Raw genomic sequence first — 18161 nt, forward strand, 5'->3', positions numbered from 1 at the left:
TGAGCCGGTGGGCCGGGAAACTGTCCATCATAACGGCTATGAAAGACAAAAACGCGCCTGTGGGCTAGGAAACTGTCTATCATAACGGCTATGAAGGACAAAAATGAGCTGGTAGGCTAGGAAACTGTCTATCATAACGGCTGTGAAAGACAAAAATGCGCCTCTGGGCTGGGAAACTGTCTATCATAACGGCTATGAAGGACAAAAATGAGCCGGTGGGCCGGGAAACTGTCCATCATAACGGCTATGAAAGACAAAAACGCGCCTGTGGGCTAGGAAACTGTCTATCATAACGGCTATGAAGGACAAAAATGAGCTGGTAGGCTAGGAAACTGTCTATCATAAAGGTATGAAAGACAAAAATGAGCCGGTGAGCCGGGAAACTGTCTTTCATCAAGGCTATGCAAGACAAAATCGGAGCCGGTTTGGCGGATTAATGTGCTTCATAAGCCTTTAGAGTTTTTTACTTTAATAAAAAGAAGTTTCCCAGAATCCTGTCATTATTAACAGCAGCATTTTTGAAAAAATCCAAAGGAGGGGTAGCTGTGACCATAACGATTGGAAAGATTTTCGACCTTACGGCCATGAAATCGCCCCATAAGGAAGCCATTTACGATGTCAGGAAAAATGTCCGGTACACGTACCAGCAATGGAGCAGGGAAATCAATAAACTTGCCAATGCGCTTCAAGCGGAGGGGGTCAAAAAGGGTGACCTTGTCTCTACGTTCCTGTTCAACACTGAAGAGCTGGCGACAGCGTTTTTTGCCTGTGCCAAAATCGGCGCGGTATTCAATCCAATCAACTTCCGCCTGATGGGGGAAGAAGTCGCCTATATTCTGACTGATGCCTCACCAAAGGTTGTTTTGTTTGAAAAAGCCCTTGAACCTGTCATTGCCTCAATCGAAAACCGGTTCCCCCATATTGCGTTCTGGTTTATTGATGATGATACGCCTGAATACGCTGCGAGTTACCATGAAAAAGTTTCTGCAGCACAAGAGGACGAGATCAACGTTGACATTGATGAATACGACCTGTACGCCATCATGTACACGAGCGGCACAACCGGCAGGCCGAAAGGAGTGATGCACCGGCACCGCAACATGGTCGAGCAAAGCATGATCGTGATTGGTTCGACCAAGCTGCAGGCAACTGATTGCGGACTGGTGACCGCGCCAATGTTCCATTGTGCTGAACTGCACTGCGCCTTTTTGCCCCGAGTCCAGGTAGGCGCGCGGAATGTGGTCCTCCATCAGTTCCAGCCAAAAAAAGTGTTGCAGCTGATCGAGGACGAAAAAGTGACGAAATTCTTTGCAGCGCCAACAATGTGGAACATGCTCCTGCAGGAGGACCTGCAAAACTATGACATCAGCAGCCTCAAATTGGGGCTATACGGGGCAGCCCCGATGGCGCCGGCCCTTGTCCATGCCTGCCACGAAAAGCTCGGAATCAGGCTCGTGCAGGCATACGGGATGACTGAAATGGGCCCTGCAATCACGTTCCTGTCTGAAGACGACCAGCTGACAAAAGCAGGATCAGCCGGGCAGGCCTGCCTTAACCATGAAATCCGCATTGTCCGTCCGCAGGAGGACGGCCCGTCTGATCCGGATGATGTTGTCGAGCCAGGAGAAACAGGCGAAATCATTGTCAGGGGGCCCTGCATGATGAGCGGTTATTACAACCGGGAAGAAGCGAGCGAAAAGGCGATGTATAAAGGTTGGTACCATTCAGGAGATATCGGCTATCTGGATGATGACGGGTTCCTTTGGGTAAAAGACCGGGTTGACGACATGATCATTTCCGGAGGGGAAAACATTTATCCGCGGGAAGTAGAAGATGTACTGCATGCGCATGAAGGCGTCCTGGATGTTGCGGTCATTGGGCAGCCGGATGACCGATGGGGCGAAACGGTGACCGCTTTTGTCGTAAAAAAACACCCTGCTGTCACAGAAGAAGAGCTGGATGAATGGTGCAAAAACAGCGATAGCCTTGCACGGTATAAACGCCCGCGTAAATACACTTTCTGTGAGGCCCTGCCGCGTAACGCGAGCGGGAAAATCCAAAAGTTCATGCTTCGCAAACAAATGGAGGACATTTTTACAAAAGGACAGCCATCCTGACAGAAGGGAACAGCACAAATGTTAAAAGGCGTAAAAATTATTGACTTCACTAATTATTTGCCAGGCCCTTACGCATCGCTCAGGCTTGCGGAGCTTGGGGCCGAGATCATTAAGGTTGAACCTCTAAAGGGTGACCCCGCCCGCAGCACAGGCTTGTCCAAAAATGGCAACGGGCTTGTGTACCTCGCCCATAACCGCCAGAAAAAAAGCATCGCCCTTAATTTGAAGGCAGAGGAAGGACGCCACATTGCACTTGGACTGATGGCAAAAGCTGATGCAGTGCTTGAAAGCTTCCGGCCGGGGGTGATGGCGAAGCTTGGCCTGGGATATGAGGCTGTATGCAATCTTAAGCCGGACATTGTCTACTGTTCAATAACCGGTTACGGAGACAAGGGTCCCATGCGGGGGCTTGGCAGCCATGACCTAAATTATATGTCGATGAGTGGACTGCTTTCCCAGTTGACGAATGAACAAGGAAGGCCGGTCCACCCATCGATTACAATAGCTGACTATGTAGGCGGCATGGCTGCAAGTGAACGTGTCCTGGCAGGCCTTGTATCAAGAGGGTTGACGGGGAAAGGCAGCTATCACTGCATTTCGATTACAGATGTCATGGCTTCGTTAATGGCAAATCATGTATTGATTGAAAAAGAGACTGGTTACCCGAATGGTGTATCTGTACTGAATGGCGAATTGATTTCCTATGCATTGTATGAAACGAAAGATGGCCGGCATGTAAGCCTCGCTGCGCTCGAGCCAAAGTTCTGGAGGAATTTTTGCATTGCTGTCAATCGGGAGGAATGGATCCCAGCGCATTTTTCAAAGTTAGAGCCGGAAAATCCTATTTTCACAGAAATGATGCAGCTTTTTAAAAGCAAGACAATGGCGGAATGGACTGAGTTTGGCCGCCAGGTTGACTGCTGCCTGGCACCGGTGCTGCGTGCAGGCGAATTGGCGGCTGACGACTATTTCAGGATGAACGGTCTTATTTACGATGCGCCATGGGGCGACCGTCAAGTAAAAATGCACGGGGATATGGCAGGGGGAGGAGATGTACCACCACCAGAAAAAGGGGCAGACACCGTTCATATTTTAAAGGATTTATTGAATGTGTCTGAACAGCAAATCGCAGAATGGAAGCGTAATGATGTCATTTAAAAGTTGAGAGGGGAAATCCAGGTATGATGAACGTGCCATTGACAGTTGGTTCACTTTTAGAAAGAGCTGAAAAATTTTTCCCGAAAAAAACAGTCGTATCAAGGACTTTGTCCGGAATTCACCGGTTTACCTACCGGGAAATTGGCGAGCGGACCCGCAGGCTTTCAAGCGCACTTGAAAAGCTGGGGGTGGGCAAGGGAGACCGCGTCGGGACATTTGCGTGGAACCACCACCGCCATCTCGAAGTCTACTTTGCGGCACCGGGGATGGGTGCTGTGCTGCATACGATCAACCTCAGGCTTTCCCCAGAGCATGTAGCTTATGTCATCAATCACGCGGGAGATAAGGTTCTTTTAATCGATGAGGATTTACTGCCTCTGATTGAACGTGTAAAAGACAATTTTAAAACAGTAGAAGCCTATGTCATCATGACCGATAAAGATGAACTTCCTGCCACATCGCTTGAGCCGGTGTATTCCTATGAGAGATTGCTGCAAGAAGGTAACCCTGGGTATGAGTTTGCTAAGGATCTTGATGAAAATGACCCGGCAGGTATGTGCTATACATCCGCTACTACCGGAAATCCAAAAGGGGTCGTCTATTCACACAGGGGCATTGTGTTGCACAGCTATGCAATGGGGCTGGCCGACACGACTGCGCTCTCGGAGCATGACATTGCGATGCCAGTCGTGCCGATGTTCCATGCAAACGCGTGGGGGCTTCCATTTGCAGCCACCTGGTTTGGGTCTACCCAGGTACTGCCCGGGCCGCAGTTTACGCCAAAGCTTCTGGCTGAGCTGATTGAAAAGGAGAAAGTCACCATCACCGCGGGGGTTCCGACGATCTGGCTTGGGCTTTTGAATGAACTTGATAATGGCAGCTATGATACATCGTCACTGCGGGCAATCGTCTGTGGCGGTTCGGCCGCACCCCGGGGAATGATAAAAGCTTATGAAACGAAATATAATATCCCGTTTCTCCATGCCTATGGAATGACGGAGACTACGCCGCTCGCAACTGTATCACGCCTGAAAAGCTATCAAACTTCACTGGAGGAAGATGATATGCTCGACATTCGCGCCAAACAAGGGCTTCTTGTCCCTGGTCTTGAAATGAAAGTGGTTGGTGCAGACGGTGAAGTGAAGTGGGATGGCCAGGAAATGGGAGAGCTCCTCATCAGAGGGCCATGGATTGCAGATGAGTATTACAACGATGACCGCTCCCAGGACGCCTTCAAAGACGGCTGGCTATACACAGGGGATGTTGCGACAATTGATGAAGAGGGAGTTATCAAGCTTGTAGACAGGACGAAGGATTTGATCAAGAGTGGGGGCGAATGGATTTCGTCGGTCGACCTTGAGAATGCTCTGATGGCTCATGAAGCGGTATTTGAAGCAAGCGTCGTCGCCGTGCCACATCCGAAATGGGATGAGCGGCCGATTGCATGTGTTGTATTGAAGGATCCTTATAAAGCTAAGATTGATAAACAGGAACTGCTCGATTTTATTGCCCCTCAGTTTGCCAAATGGTGGCTGCCGGATGACATCGTGTTTATGGATGAAATACCAAAAACATCAGTCGGAAAGTTCCTGAAGCGGGCATTGCGCGACCAGTTAAAGGAGCATCTTGCGCAAAAATCATAAATATTTTCCTGGCTGGCCGGTGTTAAGCCAGATATCAGTTGAAGGAGCATATTATGCAAATTTCATAAGCTGTTTTTATACTGGCTAGCCTGAAGGTCAAATAGTTAAATATAGCTGGCCGGCGAGTCCGGCCTGCTTATATCAGGGAGGATGGAGCATGCTATTACAATCTTTACAGCAAGTGCGTGATGAACTTTTTGCCAGTTTTAAAGGCCTGTCCGATGAACAGCTCAATGTGAAGCCGTCAGCTGAACGATGGAGCATTGCCCAAATACTGCTGCATTTGCAACAGTCGGAATCTTATTTCGTTAATTTGGCGAGGCAGGAATTGGACAGGGAAAGTGCCCGGGTTGAGGAGAAACCAATTGCTGCTTATACGGACAGCCCGGAAAAATTGAAGTCTCCAGCCGAGCCATCTTCCGATTTTAAAAGTGGGGAAGAACTTGTTTCGAGGCTGAACCATTCCCGGCAAAAAGTGAATTCCTTTTTAAACGATGCCGATGAAAAATCGCTGGCTGACAAATCGTTGCAGCATCCAGCATTCGGACGGCTCAGCCTGAAACAGGCAATTGAATTTATCGGCCACCATGAAAAACGCCATTTAAGGCAAATAAACGAAGTAAAGGAATGGTTACAGATAAAAACAAGCTGATAAAGGCACCCTTAGGGGTGTCTTTTGAAATTTAAGCGAGAAATTTCCTTTTAAATCACTCTGTTTGCCGGCTTAAATCACCGTGTGCCACATGATAATCCCGGTAAGTGCACATTTAATCCCGGTAACTTGATTTATAATCCCGTTAAGTGAACATTTAATCCCGGTAACTTCAATTATATTCCCTGTAGATTCAAAATTTTTACAGATAAGAAAATATTACACAGACATTAGCCTGTTAACATTCCTGTAAGTAGAAGGGAAAGTCCTGAATTTTGTCGAACATAAAAAAATAAACAAATTATTTAGGGGGGTTACGCATTGAGAACTTTAGTTGTCGGGGCAGGAGCGGTAGGTGGATATTTCGGCGGGCGTCTGCTTGAAAAAGAGGAAGATGTCACTTTCCTTGTCAGGGAACGGAGAAAGCAGCAACTTGAGATAACCGGGCTTACAATTGAAAGTGTCCACGGCAACCTGGTCTGTCAGCCAAAAACGATTTTAGCAGGACAAGAGGCAGGGCCATTTGACGTGATTCTTCTTTCTACAAAGGCGTATCACCTGGATGGAGCAATTGAAAGCATCCGGCAATATGTAACCGGGGATACCGTTATTTTGCCGCTGCTGAATGGAATCGTCCATATTGGAAAACTGGCCGCGGAATTTGGCCAAGACAAAGTAATCGGGGGCCTTTGCTTCATTGAGTCCACTCTGGACAGCCAGGGTGTGATTATCCAAACCAGCCCGGTGCATGATCTCATCTTCGGAGAACGCAACGGCAAAAAAACAGCGCGGATCAAAAAAATCCAGGCAGCTTTTTCCGGGACGAAAGCCAACTTCCGGCTCAGCGATAACATTAACCAGGATATGTGGCATAAATACATGTTCATTGCCGCCCTCTCCGGCATAACAACACTGATGCGTGCCCCGGTCGGTCCGATTCGCTCAGAACCAAGCGGAAGAAATACAATCCAGCGTCTCCTGAGTGAAATTAACGAGGTTATGAAAAGAAACAACGCTCCGGTTGCTGAAGGCATCGTTCAAGCCCAGATGGTTAAGATAGAAGAAATGGGCTACGCAATGAAATCATCGATGCAGCGCGATATGGAAAAAGGTTTTCCGACTGAGGCAGATCATTTGCAGGGATATTTATTGGAAACCGCCCGAAAGGAAAATCTGTCCGTCCCAGTTTTAGAAGCTATATACGCAAATTTAAAAGTTTATGAGAGCCAGTTAAACAAATAATCGAATCGCAAGAAGGCATTCCGGACCCGTGGTAATGCCTTTCTAATTGATAAGATTAATGGGCGGCACGGCCGGACCGTGGTGATGTCTTTTTAATTGAAACGATTAACAAGCGGCATCGCCGGACATCGGTAATGCCTTTTTTTCGTTGGCCTGATTTTAAATAATGTAAAATGAAGCAAAGAAAAGATAGAATAATATGTATAAACTATTACGGTTTTCGAAGCAATGTCACAATCTTGGGGGCTGCAATCATGAAGTTATACTCTTTTCTAAAACCATACCGGTTCCATATGGCTTTTGCTTTTTCACTCATGCTCGTTGAACTGGCAGTTGAGCTGTGGCAGCCGTTGTTGATGGCGAGAATCATTGATGACGGCATCGTTAAAAAAGATTTGGGGCTGGTCCTTGAACTGGGAGGGCTCATGCTCGGACTATCCGTGCTCGCCTTTGCCTCCGGGATCACCAACTCGTTTTTCGCGGCTCATGCCAGCCAGAATTTCGGATTCGATGTACGGAACAGTATGCTCGAAAAAATCCTGTCATTTTCGTTTACCAATCTGACTCAGTTTTCGACATCGTCCCTCATTACGAGGATGACGAACGACGTGAACCAGCTTCAAAACACGCTTTTCATGAGCCTCCGGATTGCCATGCGCGCGCCATTGCTCGTAATTGGCGGGATTGTAATGGCTTTCTTTGTAAACATAAAGCTTGCCTTGATTTTTGCTGCTGTCATTCCAGTGCTGCTGATTTTTTTATTGTGGATTATGAACAAAGCTGCGTTGTTGTTTGAGGTCGTCCAAGGAAAACTTGACAGGGTGAATGCAGTAATCCGCGAAAACCTGGCGGGAATGCGCCTGATCAAGGCGTTTGCGAGAGGAACCCATGAAGAAACCCGTTTTGAAAAAGCGAACGAGACACTTATGGCCACAACTGCTTTTACATTAAGGCTTACAGAAACAACGATCCCTGTGCTGCTGTTATTCATGAATTTCAGTATCCTCATCCTCCTCTGGTTTGGCCATTTTGAAGTCAATACTGGGGAAATGAAGGTAGGGGAGGTTGTCGCGATTGTCAATTACGCAACCAGGATTACCTCTGCTTTTTCAATGTTTTCGTTTATCATTATCGTTTTTTCGCGTGCAAAAGCCTCCAAATCAAGGATTGAAGATGTACTTATTACTGAAGTGGATCTCCGCGACGCCCGGGATATTGATGGCAAGGCAGAGGTCAAGGATGGAAAGATCGAATTTAAGCGCGTCACATTTGGCTATCCGGGAGCGGGTGCCCCCGTACTTCAGGAAATCTCCTTTACTGCTGAGCCGGGCGAGACAGTCGCTTTAATGGGGGCGACGGGAGCGGGAAAATCGACATTATTTCATCTAATACCATGGCTGTATGATACAAGCAGCGGTGAAATTCTGATAGATGGCAAGAACATCAGGCTGTTCAAGCTGGAAAACCTGCGCAGGCAAGTCGGCCTTGTTCCGCAGGAAGCCCTCCTATTTACAGGAACGGTGCAGGAGAATATCGGCTGGGGAAAAGAAGATGCTTCTGATATTGAACTGATCGAAGCAGCCCAGGGAGCCCAAATTCATGATACAATCGAAAAATTTCCTCTAAAGTATGAAACACTGATTGGCCAAAAGGGGGTTAACCTGTCAGGCGGGCAAAAACAGCGCATGTCGATTGCAAGAGCACTTGTCAGGAGGCCAAAGATCCTTTTGCTGGATGACAGCACAAGCGCCCTCGATATAAAGACAGAAGCAAAACTGTTGAGCGCATTAAAACATTACAAAAGTACAACTTTGATCATCACCCAAAAAATAAGCACAGCCATGGCTGCCGATAAAATCCTGCTATTAGAAGACGGTAAGCTGCACCAGGAAGGCAGCCATGAACTTTTACTTCGAAAGTCGTCCCTGTACCGGCAAATTTACCAGTCACAGCTTGGGGAGGTGGAGGTAAAATGAAGAAACATAACCATACCGAAACTTTTAACAGCAAGCATAATACAAAAATAACCGGGACGCTGAAGAAGCTTTGGAACTATTTATCCACTTACAGACTATTGCTTTCATTCGTATGCTTTATGATAGTGGCCAGTTCTGTGCTTGGTCTCCTCGGGCCGTATTTTATCGGGAAAGCTGTCGATCGCATCGCATCAGGGGACGGTTCACGGATTTTCTTATTACTGCTTGCCGCGGGAGCTGCTTATTTGCTATATTCACTGGCTCTCTGGCTGCAAAACTTTTGGATGATCGGAATTGCCCAAAACACTGTATATACGCTTCGGACCCAGCTGTTCAGCCATCTGCATAAGCTGCAAATCGATTTTTTCAATAAAAGGCAGTATGGAGAATTGATGAGCAGGGTCATAAATGACATTGAAAACGTCAGCACGACGCTGAACAGCTCAGTGATCCAGATCGTTTCAAGTGTGCTTACGTTAATTGGGACAGTGGCTGTGATGCTGTGGCTGAGCCCTCTCCTTACCCTGATTACTTTTATCATTATTCCCCTGATGTTTGCGGGGATGAAGTGGATTACGGACCGGACTGGAAAGCTGTACAAAGAACAGCAAAAAAATCTCGGTGAATTGAATGGATTCATCGAGGAGACGATTTCAGGGCACCGGATTGTAAAAGCATTTTCTCAGGAAAACAAGGTGGAGTCGGTCTTTTTGGAAAAGAATGAAAAGCTGAAGCAATCCGGTTACTGGGCCCAGACTTATGCAGGCTTCATTCCGAAATTAATGAATGTGCTTAATAACCTCAGCTTTACAATTATTGCCGCAGCCGGGGGGATCCTTGCTTTAAAGGGATCCATTTCAATTGGTACGATCGTCATTTTCGCCGAATATTCACGCCAGTTTACCAGGCCGCTCAATGACCTGTCCAACCAGTTCAATACACTGCTGTCTGCCGTGGCGGGAGCAGAACGGGTTTTTGACCTGCTTGACGAGGAGGAGGAAGCGGCAGATGAACATGATGCTGTTGAACTGCCTGTGTTGAAAGGGGAAGTAGAGTTCCACAATGTGTCTTTTTCATACGAAAAAGATGCTGATACGGTAACTGGGCTTAGTTTCCGCGCGAGGCCGGGAGAATCAGTCGCACTTGTCGGGCCGACGGGGGCCGGGAAGTCGACAATCATTAACCTACTGTCCCGCTTTTATGAGCCGGACAGCGGCAATATCCTGATTGATGGTAATGAAAGTACACGAATAAAACGCAAAAGCCTCCGCAGCCATATGGCCTTTGTGCTCCAGGATTCTTTTTTGTTTGAGGGGACGATCAGGGAGAATATCCGTTATGGAAGATTGGATGCGACTGATGAAGAGGTGGAAAAAGCAGCGGCACAGGCCAATGCCCATGCCTTCATTACTAAACTGCCTGAAGGGTATGATACAGTCCTGAAGCAGGATGGCTCAGGAATAAGCCAGGGGGAAAAGCAGCTGCTGTCGATTGCAAGGGCAATACTTGCAAATCCGTCAATATTGATACTTGACGAGGCAACCAGCAGCATCGACACCATTACGGAATTAAAAATCCAGGATGCGCTGAAGCGTTTAATGGATGGGAGAACCAGCTTTATTATTGCGCACAGGCTGAATACCATCCAAAACGCAGACCAGATTCTTGTTGTCGAAAACGGCCGGATCATTGAACAGGGGACTCACCCTTCACTTCTTAAAAATGAAGGATTTTATTACGGCCTGCACAAGAGCCAGTTTGAACGGGAATTTGTCCAATCCCATTAATAAAAGAGAATAGAAAAAGCGAACCGGCAACGAGCTGGTTCGCTTTTTTAGCATTGTCCAGCTTCAGCGCCTAGGGTCAAGGCGCTGAAGCTTTTCTTAGTAACTTGCAACTTCACAAGATGTATATTTAAATTCAATATAAACTGCCGCGGTCAATATTCCACTTGATCATTTTTAAACCTAAACGACGCAAGCCCTACCTCTCTTGCATCCTTACGGCTCCGAAGCCGATCCAGTGTGAATAAGTATTTCATAAAAATATAAGCAGAACGCCAATATGAATGTTTAGTTTCAAGTTACTATTTTGGCGAATCTTCATTATTATATTTCATTTGATATGATTTGTCAAGTTTATTCAAAACAACCACAGGGTAGTCCAGCGAGTTTACTTTTTTAGCCAGGTCTTGCTGGGCCATTTTGATAAGCTCCCGGACCATGCTGCCGCCAAGGTTTCCCCCTACGCGTCCTGCATCATGGGCTCTGATATTTCCATTGTAGCCTTGTTTTAAAGGGACACCCACTTCTTTCGCGGTTTCAAATTTGGCATCGGCGGGGTTTTCGGTATTTGCTACTTTTGCTTTAAGCTGATCCAATCCTTGCCTTGCCTCAGGTATAAGGATGTTATTCCGTCTGGACATGCCGTTAGCCCTCCTTATGAAGGTTAGAGTGACACAATGATTTATCCAGATACTTATCAACAAACGAATCATTGTACTTAAAGTCTTCCACAGATATACCCACACTATCCACAAATATTCCTCGTTTTCCACGGACATTTTATCCACATTTATCATTTTTTTAAAATGGATATGGGAAAAGAAATCATCATATTTATCCACGTAATCCACAGTGCTGTGGGTAACTTTAATAACAGGCAAAGATTTTTGTGAAAACATTGTGAACCTGATTGTATTAACTTTTTAATAGGAGTATAGTAAAAGTATAAAAGAGTTAGTGAAATATTTCACAAACTTACAGCTTCCTCCCAAGCTGAACAGAACGATCCCCCTATCCCCTTAATAAACAGAAGCAGGCGGGAAACCTGCTTCTGTTTATTATTGCCGTCTCTGCCTTGCGCGTTCGTCTGCTGCATTCGAACGGGCCATTGCTTCCAGGTCTTCATGGTCAGCAAGGTCACGGTCGAACTCTACATCGAGGCCGTCGGTTTTCATATTCCCCGGCACCTGTGGGAGATTGGCAGTGTTTTTATCACGATTTTGATGTCCGCGTGAGCGAGGCATATTGTTTCTCCTTTCAAACCATAAAAGTACGGAAAATAGTCATTTCCGTACTTTTATGGTTTGCTTATGAAGCATTGTTATGAATGGTAAATGCTTTTTCACCGTTTGCCTGTGCGGAAGCCGCCGGCCCTGTCTGCCGCCTTGAACTCATTGTTGTACAACACTTCCTGCATGCTGGTCAAAGTATGCTTAGCTTTTTCCTTTTTCTTTTTTTCCATCCTGTTCATCCTTTCATAAGACGTTCTGGTTAACCATTATCTCCTTAAGCAACAGGATTAAACGGACATTATTGGACTAATAGGTCAGCAAGTGCTGGCTCAAGCTTCGGATAATGAAAATGATATCCGGACTGAAGCAATTTTTCTGGAATTACACGCTGACCCTCGAGCACAAGGAAACTCATTTCTCCAAGCATCGTTTTTAAGGCAAAGGACGGGACTGGCAACCAATGAGGCCGATTCAATACAGAACCAACCGTCTTCCCGAATTTCCTCATCGTCACAGGCTCTGGAGCAGTAAAATTCACCGATCCGGATATTTTATCCTTATTAAGGATGAACAGAATCCCGTTTATAACATCCTCCAGATGGATCCAGGAAAGCCACTGGTTCCCGCTTCCTACTGTTCCTCCAGCAAATAATTTATAAGGGAGGACCATTCTCGGCAAGGCACCGCCATCATGGGCGAGAATGACACCGAACCTGCAAAATACAGTGCGTACGCCGAGACTGTTTGCAGCTGCACCTGCTTCCTCCCATTTTTTAACCGTTGCAGCGAGGAAATCATCACCGGGCACTTTCGTTTGCTCGGTGAAAATTTTTGTTTTAGAAATTCCGTAATACCCGACAGCACTTGCATTAATCAGGACAGCGGGTTTCTTGTCCAGCGTGGAAATGATTCGTACAACCTCATCCGCAGCTTTCAGGCGGCTGCCCAAAATGATCGATTTTCTCTGATCCGTCCAGCGGCTGTTAATGGTGGCACCAGCGAGATTGATGATCGCATCGATACCTTCAAGCTCGCGTTCCGGCCGGCTGCCTTCATTCAGCCATTGAACATAGCGGGGATTTTGGCCGTTCTTGTTCCCTGCCTCGCGCGATAAGATGAACACCTCATATCCAAGTTGAATGAACTGCTTTGTGAGTGCTTTCCCGACAAGGCCGGTTCCGCCTGTAATGGCAATTTTCACAGTTATCCCCCTGACCTATTAATTCTTTTTTACTGAAAAACCGTTTTTCATTTGATACATTTAATATGAGGTGAGTACAATGCCTGTCATTTCAAAAATCATTGTCCAAAAAAATAATAAAGAACGATACAGCATTTTTATTGATTCCGGCAAAGGCGAAGAATATGCTTTTGGTGTGGATGAGGATGTGCTGATCAAGTTTCAGCTCAAAAAGGGCATGGAGCTGGATGATTTATCGATTACTGAACTGCTGTACCAGGATGACATCCGCAAAGCGTACCATCTTGCAGTACAATATCTTGCAAGAAGGATGAGGTCAGAATCCGAGGTTAGGGACTATTTGCAGAAAAAAGAAGTCGCCGCACCAGTCATTGAGGAAGCCATTCACCGGCTTTACGAGCAGAAATTTCTAAATGATAAAGAGTTTGCGCACGCATTTGTCAGAACCCAGATGAATACGACAGACAAAGGCTCCCAATTGATCAAGGCAGAACTGAAGGAAAAAGGGATAGCAGGGTCAATAATAGACGACAGCATAAAAGAATACCCAGAGGAAATGCAGCTGGAAAAGGCGGTGCAGCTATGTTCCAAATATGCTGCAAAAAACAGCAGGGATTCCACAAGGGTTTTAAAACAAAAGCTGGAACAAATGCTTGTCAGGAAAGGTTATTCATTTGGATTGATCCAGGCCGCGCTAAACGAAACGGAAATTGACAAACCGGATGAAGATGAAATGCTGGCGCTCAAACATCATGGAGATAAACTTCACCGGAAATATGCGAGCCTGTCCGGCTTTGAGCAACGACAAAAAATCAAGCAGGCTTTGTTCCGAAAAGGCTTCGCAATCGAACAGATTGACTGCTATTTGGACGGGCTAGAAGACTCTGAATAAGGCGGGCAGCATAATGCTGGCAGGCCAGACCTTCATTGTTTTTTTGATTCAATGATGATGTTATCCTGATCCAGCTGCGAAACAATTAATTCCGCAACTTCTCGGGGGGAGCGGAATCGCTTTGGGTCAGCCACGTGTTCGCTGCTTTCCCAAAACGGCGTATCCATGCCGCCCATGTAGGCAGCGATGAACCTGATATTACTGCGTTCGTATTCTTTTTGCAGACTTTCGGTAAAGCCGCGTACCGCAAATTTGCTCGATGCATACACCGCTTCATTTTTCTTGCCGCGAAGCCCTGCTGTAGAAATAATATTTACGACCAGCCCTTCTTGCTTCATTTCCAGATACGGAAGCACGGCTTTAGTCATATGGATCGTTCCGAAAACATTTGTTGCAAAGGTATCTTCTATTTCCGTATCTGATCCTGCAACGAAGGGGCCGAAGAAGCCGATCCCTGCATTGTTGAAAAGGCCGTAAATGTCGTACTTGTGATTTATTGAAAGAATTTTTTCTTTGACGTCTTCAAGGTTGCGGATGTCAAGGATATGGACAGATGCACTTCCTTTTTCATGCTCAATGTGTTTTTTGACATCATGCAATTTTGATTCTGTCCGTCCCGCTAAAATGATATGATAGCCCTTTTCTGCAAGCAGAATGGACAGTTCTTTGCCAAGTCCGGAGCCGGCGCCTGTAATAATTATTGATCTCATAACAGCCTCCTGTTGAAAGTAGTCCTTCTTCATTATATATAACAAAAAGACCACAGATAAACCATTAAGGGGTGTAAAAATGCCACAGGATAAAAGATATAGCCAGATGGCGGATTACGAGTTAAAGCAGGAAATTGCCAGGCTGCATGAGCAGGCAAGAAAGGCAGAGCAAATGGGAATGGTCAATGAATTTGCCGTTCTTGAAAGGAAAGCTGCCATGGCGAGAGCTTACCTTCTCAATTCAGAGGACTTTAAGCCGGGTGAAATTTATCAGGTCGAAGGCGATCCTGGCGTTTATTTTAAAATAAACTACCTGAATGGAGTGTTTGCATGGGGATTCCGGCTGAATGGAACCGGAGGGGAAGAAGCACTGCCAATATCCATGCTTAATAAACTTCAGCAAAACCAGGACTAGTTTTGCCTGGTTTTGCCGGAATATTGGCAGATTACTCTGTTGTCTCAACGTCTCGATGAGATGAAGCATACATCCGTTCCTGGGGATGGGTGTTGATTGTGCCGTCAGCCCGCTTTGAAGCAAACTCGGGCTTTGCGCGCGGTTCTCCCTGAAATTTATTGTCATGGGGATACGGGAAGTTTGTAGCTTTATTACGCATATTGGCCTCCTTGGGCGGGTATAAAATAAGCGTGATTTGCTCACGCACTTATAGTATTTAGCTTTAAAGAGTACGCTATGTATAGCAAAACGAATTGCAGCTTCCCAATCTAGATTCATGCACGAAACCTTTGAAATTTTATATGGGAATGAGGTGGAGCAAATGAACGACTATCATGAGCGGCTGGCCAATATGTTAATGGACAAGAACCAGCAAATCAGCTACAACCAGGCGCTTACCTGGGTGGAACTTCTTTGGGAAGACTTTGAAGCGACTTACGCGAAAGCCGGGCACGAATACAGGGGCAGCGAAATGACGGAAAAGGTCGTCCGTCAGTGGATAGACAATTATGGTGCGGAATTGCATGAATTTGTTGCCAGAAATCCAAAATACAAGCATCTTTTACAGCAAAATAACAGAACAATCCATTAACAAAGCGGCGCCTAGATGGCACCGCTTTGTTGTTATGTCAATAATTTTTAGAGTTGTAAAAGCTCGATTTTTGCTATCGGCAGTGTGCTATCCGGGCAGAAATTCCAGCTTTTTCTTCAGTTTTTCTTCACTGTAAATCCACCCTGTATAAGAGCTGAGGATGTCAAGGTCCAGATCGAGTTTTACGACTGCCACGAATGGATAATGGCCATTGCTTCGGTAGCGTAAATCAATGAACCTGACCTCGTAATGATCATCGTATTCATCAAGCTCCCATCGGTACACAGGCGAGAAGGACAGGAACGCCGACAGGTTCTTGTCTTTTTTTGCGGCCTGTAAAATAGGCGTTTCAGGGACAGGGACACGGTTAAACTGATCCAAAATCCTCACATGGTTTTTATGAGCCCTTCCAACAAAAAACTGGTGCTTGTTCATGATTGCGATTCTCCAGTGGTGATAGCGCATTGTGGGCGCAATAATCACATCTGTAGCATCAGGAACTGCCTGCATGACCGCCATGTACACATTGCGCTGGAAAATAAAGCGGGTGATATAATAAAGGACAAGCACTGCATATATCACCAGGAACGTATATCCAGGGTGGAGACCGAAGGCCCATAAAAACAGCCCGACCACATGGATGCCGAAAATGAACGGGTCAAAGGTGTTAATGACTCCCAGCGCCAGCCATTTGCACGAAAACGGCCTCAGGGCCTGGGTACCATATGCATTAAAAATGTCGACAAACACGTGCATGAAAACGGCTATAAAAGTCCATAACCATAAATGCAGCAAATTGGCTTCCGGGTGAAACAAGTACACCGCCGCCACAATCAAAAGTGGCCATAACAATACGGCAGGAATGGAGTGTGTTACCCCTCTGTGGTTACGGATGTACACTGCGTTATTTCTTAATTTTAGTACTGTATCAATGTCGGGAATCTGGGAGCCGATAATGGTTGCGACCAGCACGCTGCTTGCGGTCGCCGAGCTTTCTGCCACAACCGGATCAAGTGTGGCGAGGCCGCCCAACGCAAATCCCATGACGATGTGTGTACCTGTATCCAAGGAAATTACCTCCTTTGGAGGAAAACGATTTGAGTTATGACATTTCGGTAAATATTCCTTGTAACTATTGGCATAATCGTTTACCTTTATTAAGATGATGGGACCTGACCCCCACCAGGCTAAAGCACTACCGCGCCGGGGCCCTGACCCCCACTACGGTGAAGCATTACCACGACGGGGTTATGTGAAGCCCGTACAATATGTTATTAACCAAGTTGAAAATTAATGCCCCCGCTATTAGAAATGATAATATTATATTCCCAATTTTATCGCAAGTTAACACCCGGAGGAATAAAAGTGACAAGACAGAGTTTAATTAATCTTGATGGAATTGATGTTGAAGGATTTCGGAGGGAACTCATCAGCTGGTTCGAACAAGAGCAAAGAGAGCTGCCATGGAGAATTGATAACGATCCATACAAGGTTTGGGTGTCGGAAATCATGCTTCAACAGACAAGAGTGGATACCGTCATACCTTATTTTAACAGATTCATTGAGCAATTCCCAACTATTGGAACACTCGCAGAAGCGGATGAAGATAGAGTTTTAAAGGCATGGGAAGGCCTCGGTTATTATTCGCGTGCCCGAAACCTCCAAACGGCAGTAAAAGAAGTGCATGAAAAATATGGAGGAAAGGTGCCCGATACACCGGAAGGCATTTCTTCATTAAAAGGGGTTGGACCGTATACTGCCGGGGCAATATTAAGCATTGCATATGGCAAGCCGGAACCAGCTGTTGATGGAAATGTAATGAGGGTGTTAGCAAGGATTTTGCTGATCAGGGAAGACATTGCACGCCCTTCTGTCCGAAAGATTTTTGAAGAGGCGGTCCGAGCCCTTATATCGCATGAAAACCCTTCTTATTTTAACCAGGCTTTGATGGAGCTCGGAGCGCTTATTTGCACGCCATCATCACCTTCTTGCCTGCTGTGCCCTGTCAGTGATTATTGCGAGGCTTATCACGAGGGGGAACAAAATGATCTCCCAGTCAAGTCAAAAAAGAAAAAACAGAGGGCTGTCCAGCTCGCCGCGGCCGTGTTAACAGATGGTGAAGGCAGGATCCTGATCAGAAAACGTCCTTCGTCAGGCCTTCTTGCAAATCTATGGGAATTTCCAAATGTAGAAATCAATTTGCCTTTAGAACATGAAAAAGCCCTATTAGCTAATCACATTACCGACCAATATCAGACGGCAATAGAACTACGTGACATGACTGGCCATATCGAGCATGTTTTTACCCATTTAATCTGGAATATCCGCGTTTATTCAGGCCGCCTGCTCAGCAAAATAGAACAGAACGATAATGTAAGGCTTGTAACCGAAGATGAGCTTGCACAATATGCGTTCCCGGTATCCCATCAAAAAATGTGGCAACAGTACTTGCACAGAGAAAAAAACGCCTGATGGCGTTTTTTTTTACTGCAGAAACAACCAGCTGTG

The 18161-nt window shown here is 46.1% G+C and carries 18 protein-coding genes; 11 read left to right on the forward strand and 7 right to left on the reverse strand.

What is annotated here, in order from left to right; translation table 11 throughout:
* Nucleotides 1–545: 545 nt before the first annotated feature.
* The 7 genes from CVD19_RS14295 (at nt 546) to CVD19_RS14325 (ending at nt 10575) form a co-directional block, all read left to right on the forward strand.
* On the forward strand, nt 546–2117 hold the full coding sequence (locus tag CVD19_RS14295) for a fatty acid--CoA ligase (protein ID WP_101582507.1): 1572 nt from the start codon (nt 546–548) through the stop codon (nt 2115–2117).
* A gap of 18 nt (nt 2118–2135) precedes the next feature.
* Entirely contained in the window at nt 2136–3275 is a 1140-nt protein-coding gene (locus tag CVD19_RS14300; protein WP_101582508.1) for a CaiB/BaiF CoA transferase family protein, read from the forward strand.
* 23 nt (nt 3276–3298) lie between these two features.
* Nucleotides 3299–4918: a long-chain fatty acid--CoA ligase gene (locus CVD19_RS14305; RefSeq protein WP_101582509.1), complete on the forward strand. Its 1620-nt coding sequence runs from the start codon at nt 3299–3301 to the stop codon at nt 4916–4918.
* A 157-nt stretch (nt 4919–5075) separates the two neighbouring features.
* Nucleotides 5076–5570, forward strand: a complete 495-nt coding sequence (locus CVD19_RS14310) for a DinB family protein (RefSeq protein WP_101582510.1) — start codon at nt 5076–5078, stop codon at nt 5568–5570.
* Nucleotides 5571–5891: 321 nt separating this feature from the next.
* The gene (locus CVD19_RS14315; RefSeq protein ID WP_101582511.1) at nt 5892–6812 is read left to right on the forward strand and encodes a ketopantoate reductase family protein; all 921 of its coding nucleotides are present in this window, start codon (nt 5892–5894) and stop codon (nt 6810–6812) included.
* Between the two features lie 251 nt (nt 6813–7063).
* Complete coding sequence (locus CVD19_RS14320; RefSeq protein WP_101582542.1) at nt 7064–8788, forward strand: ABC transporter ATP-binding protein; 1725 nt, start codon at nt 7064–7066, stop codon at nt 8786–8788.
* Nucleotides 8785–10575 carry an ABC transporter ATP-binding protein gene (locus tag CVD19_RS14325; protein WP_101582512.1) on the forward strand — a complete coding sequence of 597 codons (1791 nt, stop codon included), beginning with the start codon at nt 8785–8787 and terminating at the stop codon, nt 10573–10575. Before CVD19_RS14320 ends, CVD19_RS14325 begins: the two co-directional genes overlap by 4 nt.
* 299 nt (nt 10576–10874) lie before the next feature.
* Here the strand turns inward: CVD19_RS14325 and CVD19_RS14330 are convergent, their stop codons facing one another.
* The 4 genes from CVD19_RS14330 to CVD19_RS14345 form a co-directional block, all read right to left on the reverse strand.
* Nucleotides 10875–11213: an alpha/beta-type small acid-soluble spore protein gene (locus tag CVD19_RS14330; RefSeq protein WP_101582513.1), complete on the reverse strand. Its 339-nt coding sequence runs from the start codon at nt 11211–11213 to the stop codon at nt 10875–10877.
* A 417-nt stretch (nt 11214–11630) separates the two neighbouring features.
* The gene (locus CVD19_RS14335) at nt 11631–11816 is read right to left on the reverse strand and encodes a YfhD family protein (protein ID WP_101582514.1); all 186 of its coding nucleotides are present in this window, start codon (nt 11814–11816) and stop codon (nt 11631–11633) included.
* Between the two features lie 98 nt (nt 11817–11914).
* Nucleotides 11915–12034 (reverse strand): YfhE family protein, encoded by a 120-nt coding sequence (locus CVD19_RS14340; RefSeq protein WP_101582515.1) that lies wholly within the window; start codon nt 12032–12034, stop codon nt 11915–11917.
* Nucleotides 12035–12102: 68 nt separating this feature from the next.
* Nucleotides 12103–13005 carry a TIGR01777 family oxidoreductase gene (locus CVD19_RS14345; RefSeq protein WP_101582516.1) on the reverse strand — a complete coding sequence of 301 codons (903 nt, stop codon included), beginning with the start codon at nt 13003–13005 and terminating at the stop codon, nt 12103–12105.
* Between the two features lie 79 nt (nt 13006–13084).
* Here CVD19_RS14345 and recX point away from each other — a divergent pair, with 79 nt between their 5' ends.
* Entirely contained in the window at nt 13085–13897 is an 813-nt protein-coding gene (recX, locus tag CVD19_RS14350) for a recombination regulator RecX (RefSeq protein WP_101582517.1), read from the forward strand.
* Between the two features lie 32 nt (nt 13898–13929).
* Here the strand turns inward: recX and CVD19_RS14355 are convergent, their stop codons facing one another.
* Complete coding sequence (locus CVD19_RS14355) at nt 13930–14607, reverse strand: SDR family NAD(P)-dependent oxidoreductase (protein ID WP_101582518.1); 678 nt, start codon at nt 14605–14607, stop codon at nt 13930–13932.
* 79 nt (nt 14608–14686) lie between these two features.
* Between CVD19_RS14355 and CVD19_RS14360 the strand changes: the two genes are divergently transcribed.
* Nucleotides 14687–15022, forward strand: a complete 336-nt coding sequence (locus CVD19_RS14360) for a YfhH family protein (protein WP_101582519.1) — start codon at nt 14687–14689, stop codon at nt 15020–15022.
* A gap of 31 nt (nt 15023–15053) precedes the next feature.
* Here CVD19_RS14360 and CVD19_RS14365 read toward each other — a convergent pair whose 3' ends face one another.
* Nucleotides 15054–15221 carry a small, acid-soluble spore protein K gene (locus tag CVD19_RS14365; protein WP_101582520.1) on the reverse strand — a complete coding sequence of 56 codons (168 nt, stop codon included), beginning with the start codon at nt 15219–15221 and terminating at the stop codon, nt 15054–15056.
* A 162-nt stretch (nt 15222–15383) separates the two neighbouring features.
* Here CVD19_RS14365 and CVD19_RS14370 point away from each other — a divergent pair, with 162 nt between their 5' ends.
* Nucleotides 15384–15653: a YfhJ family protein gene (locus CVD19_RS14370; RefSeq protein WP_101582521.1), complete on the forward strand. Its 270-nt coding sequence runs from the start codon at nt 15384–15386 to the stop codon at nt 15651–15653.
* An 87-nt stretch (nt 15654–15740) separates the two neighbouring features.
* Here the strand turns inward: CVD19_RS14370 and CVD19_RS14375 are convergent, their stop codons facing one another.
* A complete protein-coding gene (locus tag CVD19_RS14375; RefSeq protein WP_101582522.1) occupies nt 15741–16721 on the reverse strand; it encodes a metal-dependent hydrolase in 981 nt (326 codons plus the stop codon).
* A gap of 291 nt (nt 16722–17012) precedes the next feature.
* On the opposite strand from CVD19_RS14375, the gene mutY reads away from it, so the two are divergent.
* Nucleotides 17013–18125 carry an A/G-specific adenine glycosylase gene (gene mutY, locus CVD19_RS14380; protein WP_101582543.1) on the forward strand — a complete coding sequence of 371 codons (1113 nt, stop codon included), beginning with the start codon at nt 17013–17015 and terminating at the stop codon, nt 18123–18125.
* Nucleotides 18126–18161: the final 36 nt, after the last annotated feature.

The organism is Bacillus sp. T33-2 (assembly GCF_002860205.1).
Lineage (GTDB): Bacteria > Bacillota > Bacilli > Bacillales > Cytobacillaceae > T33-2.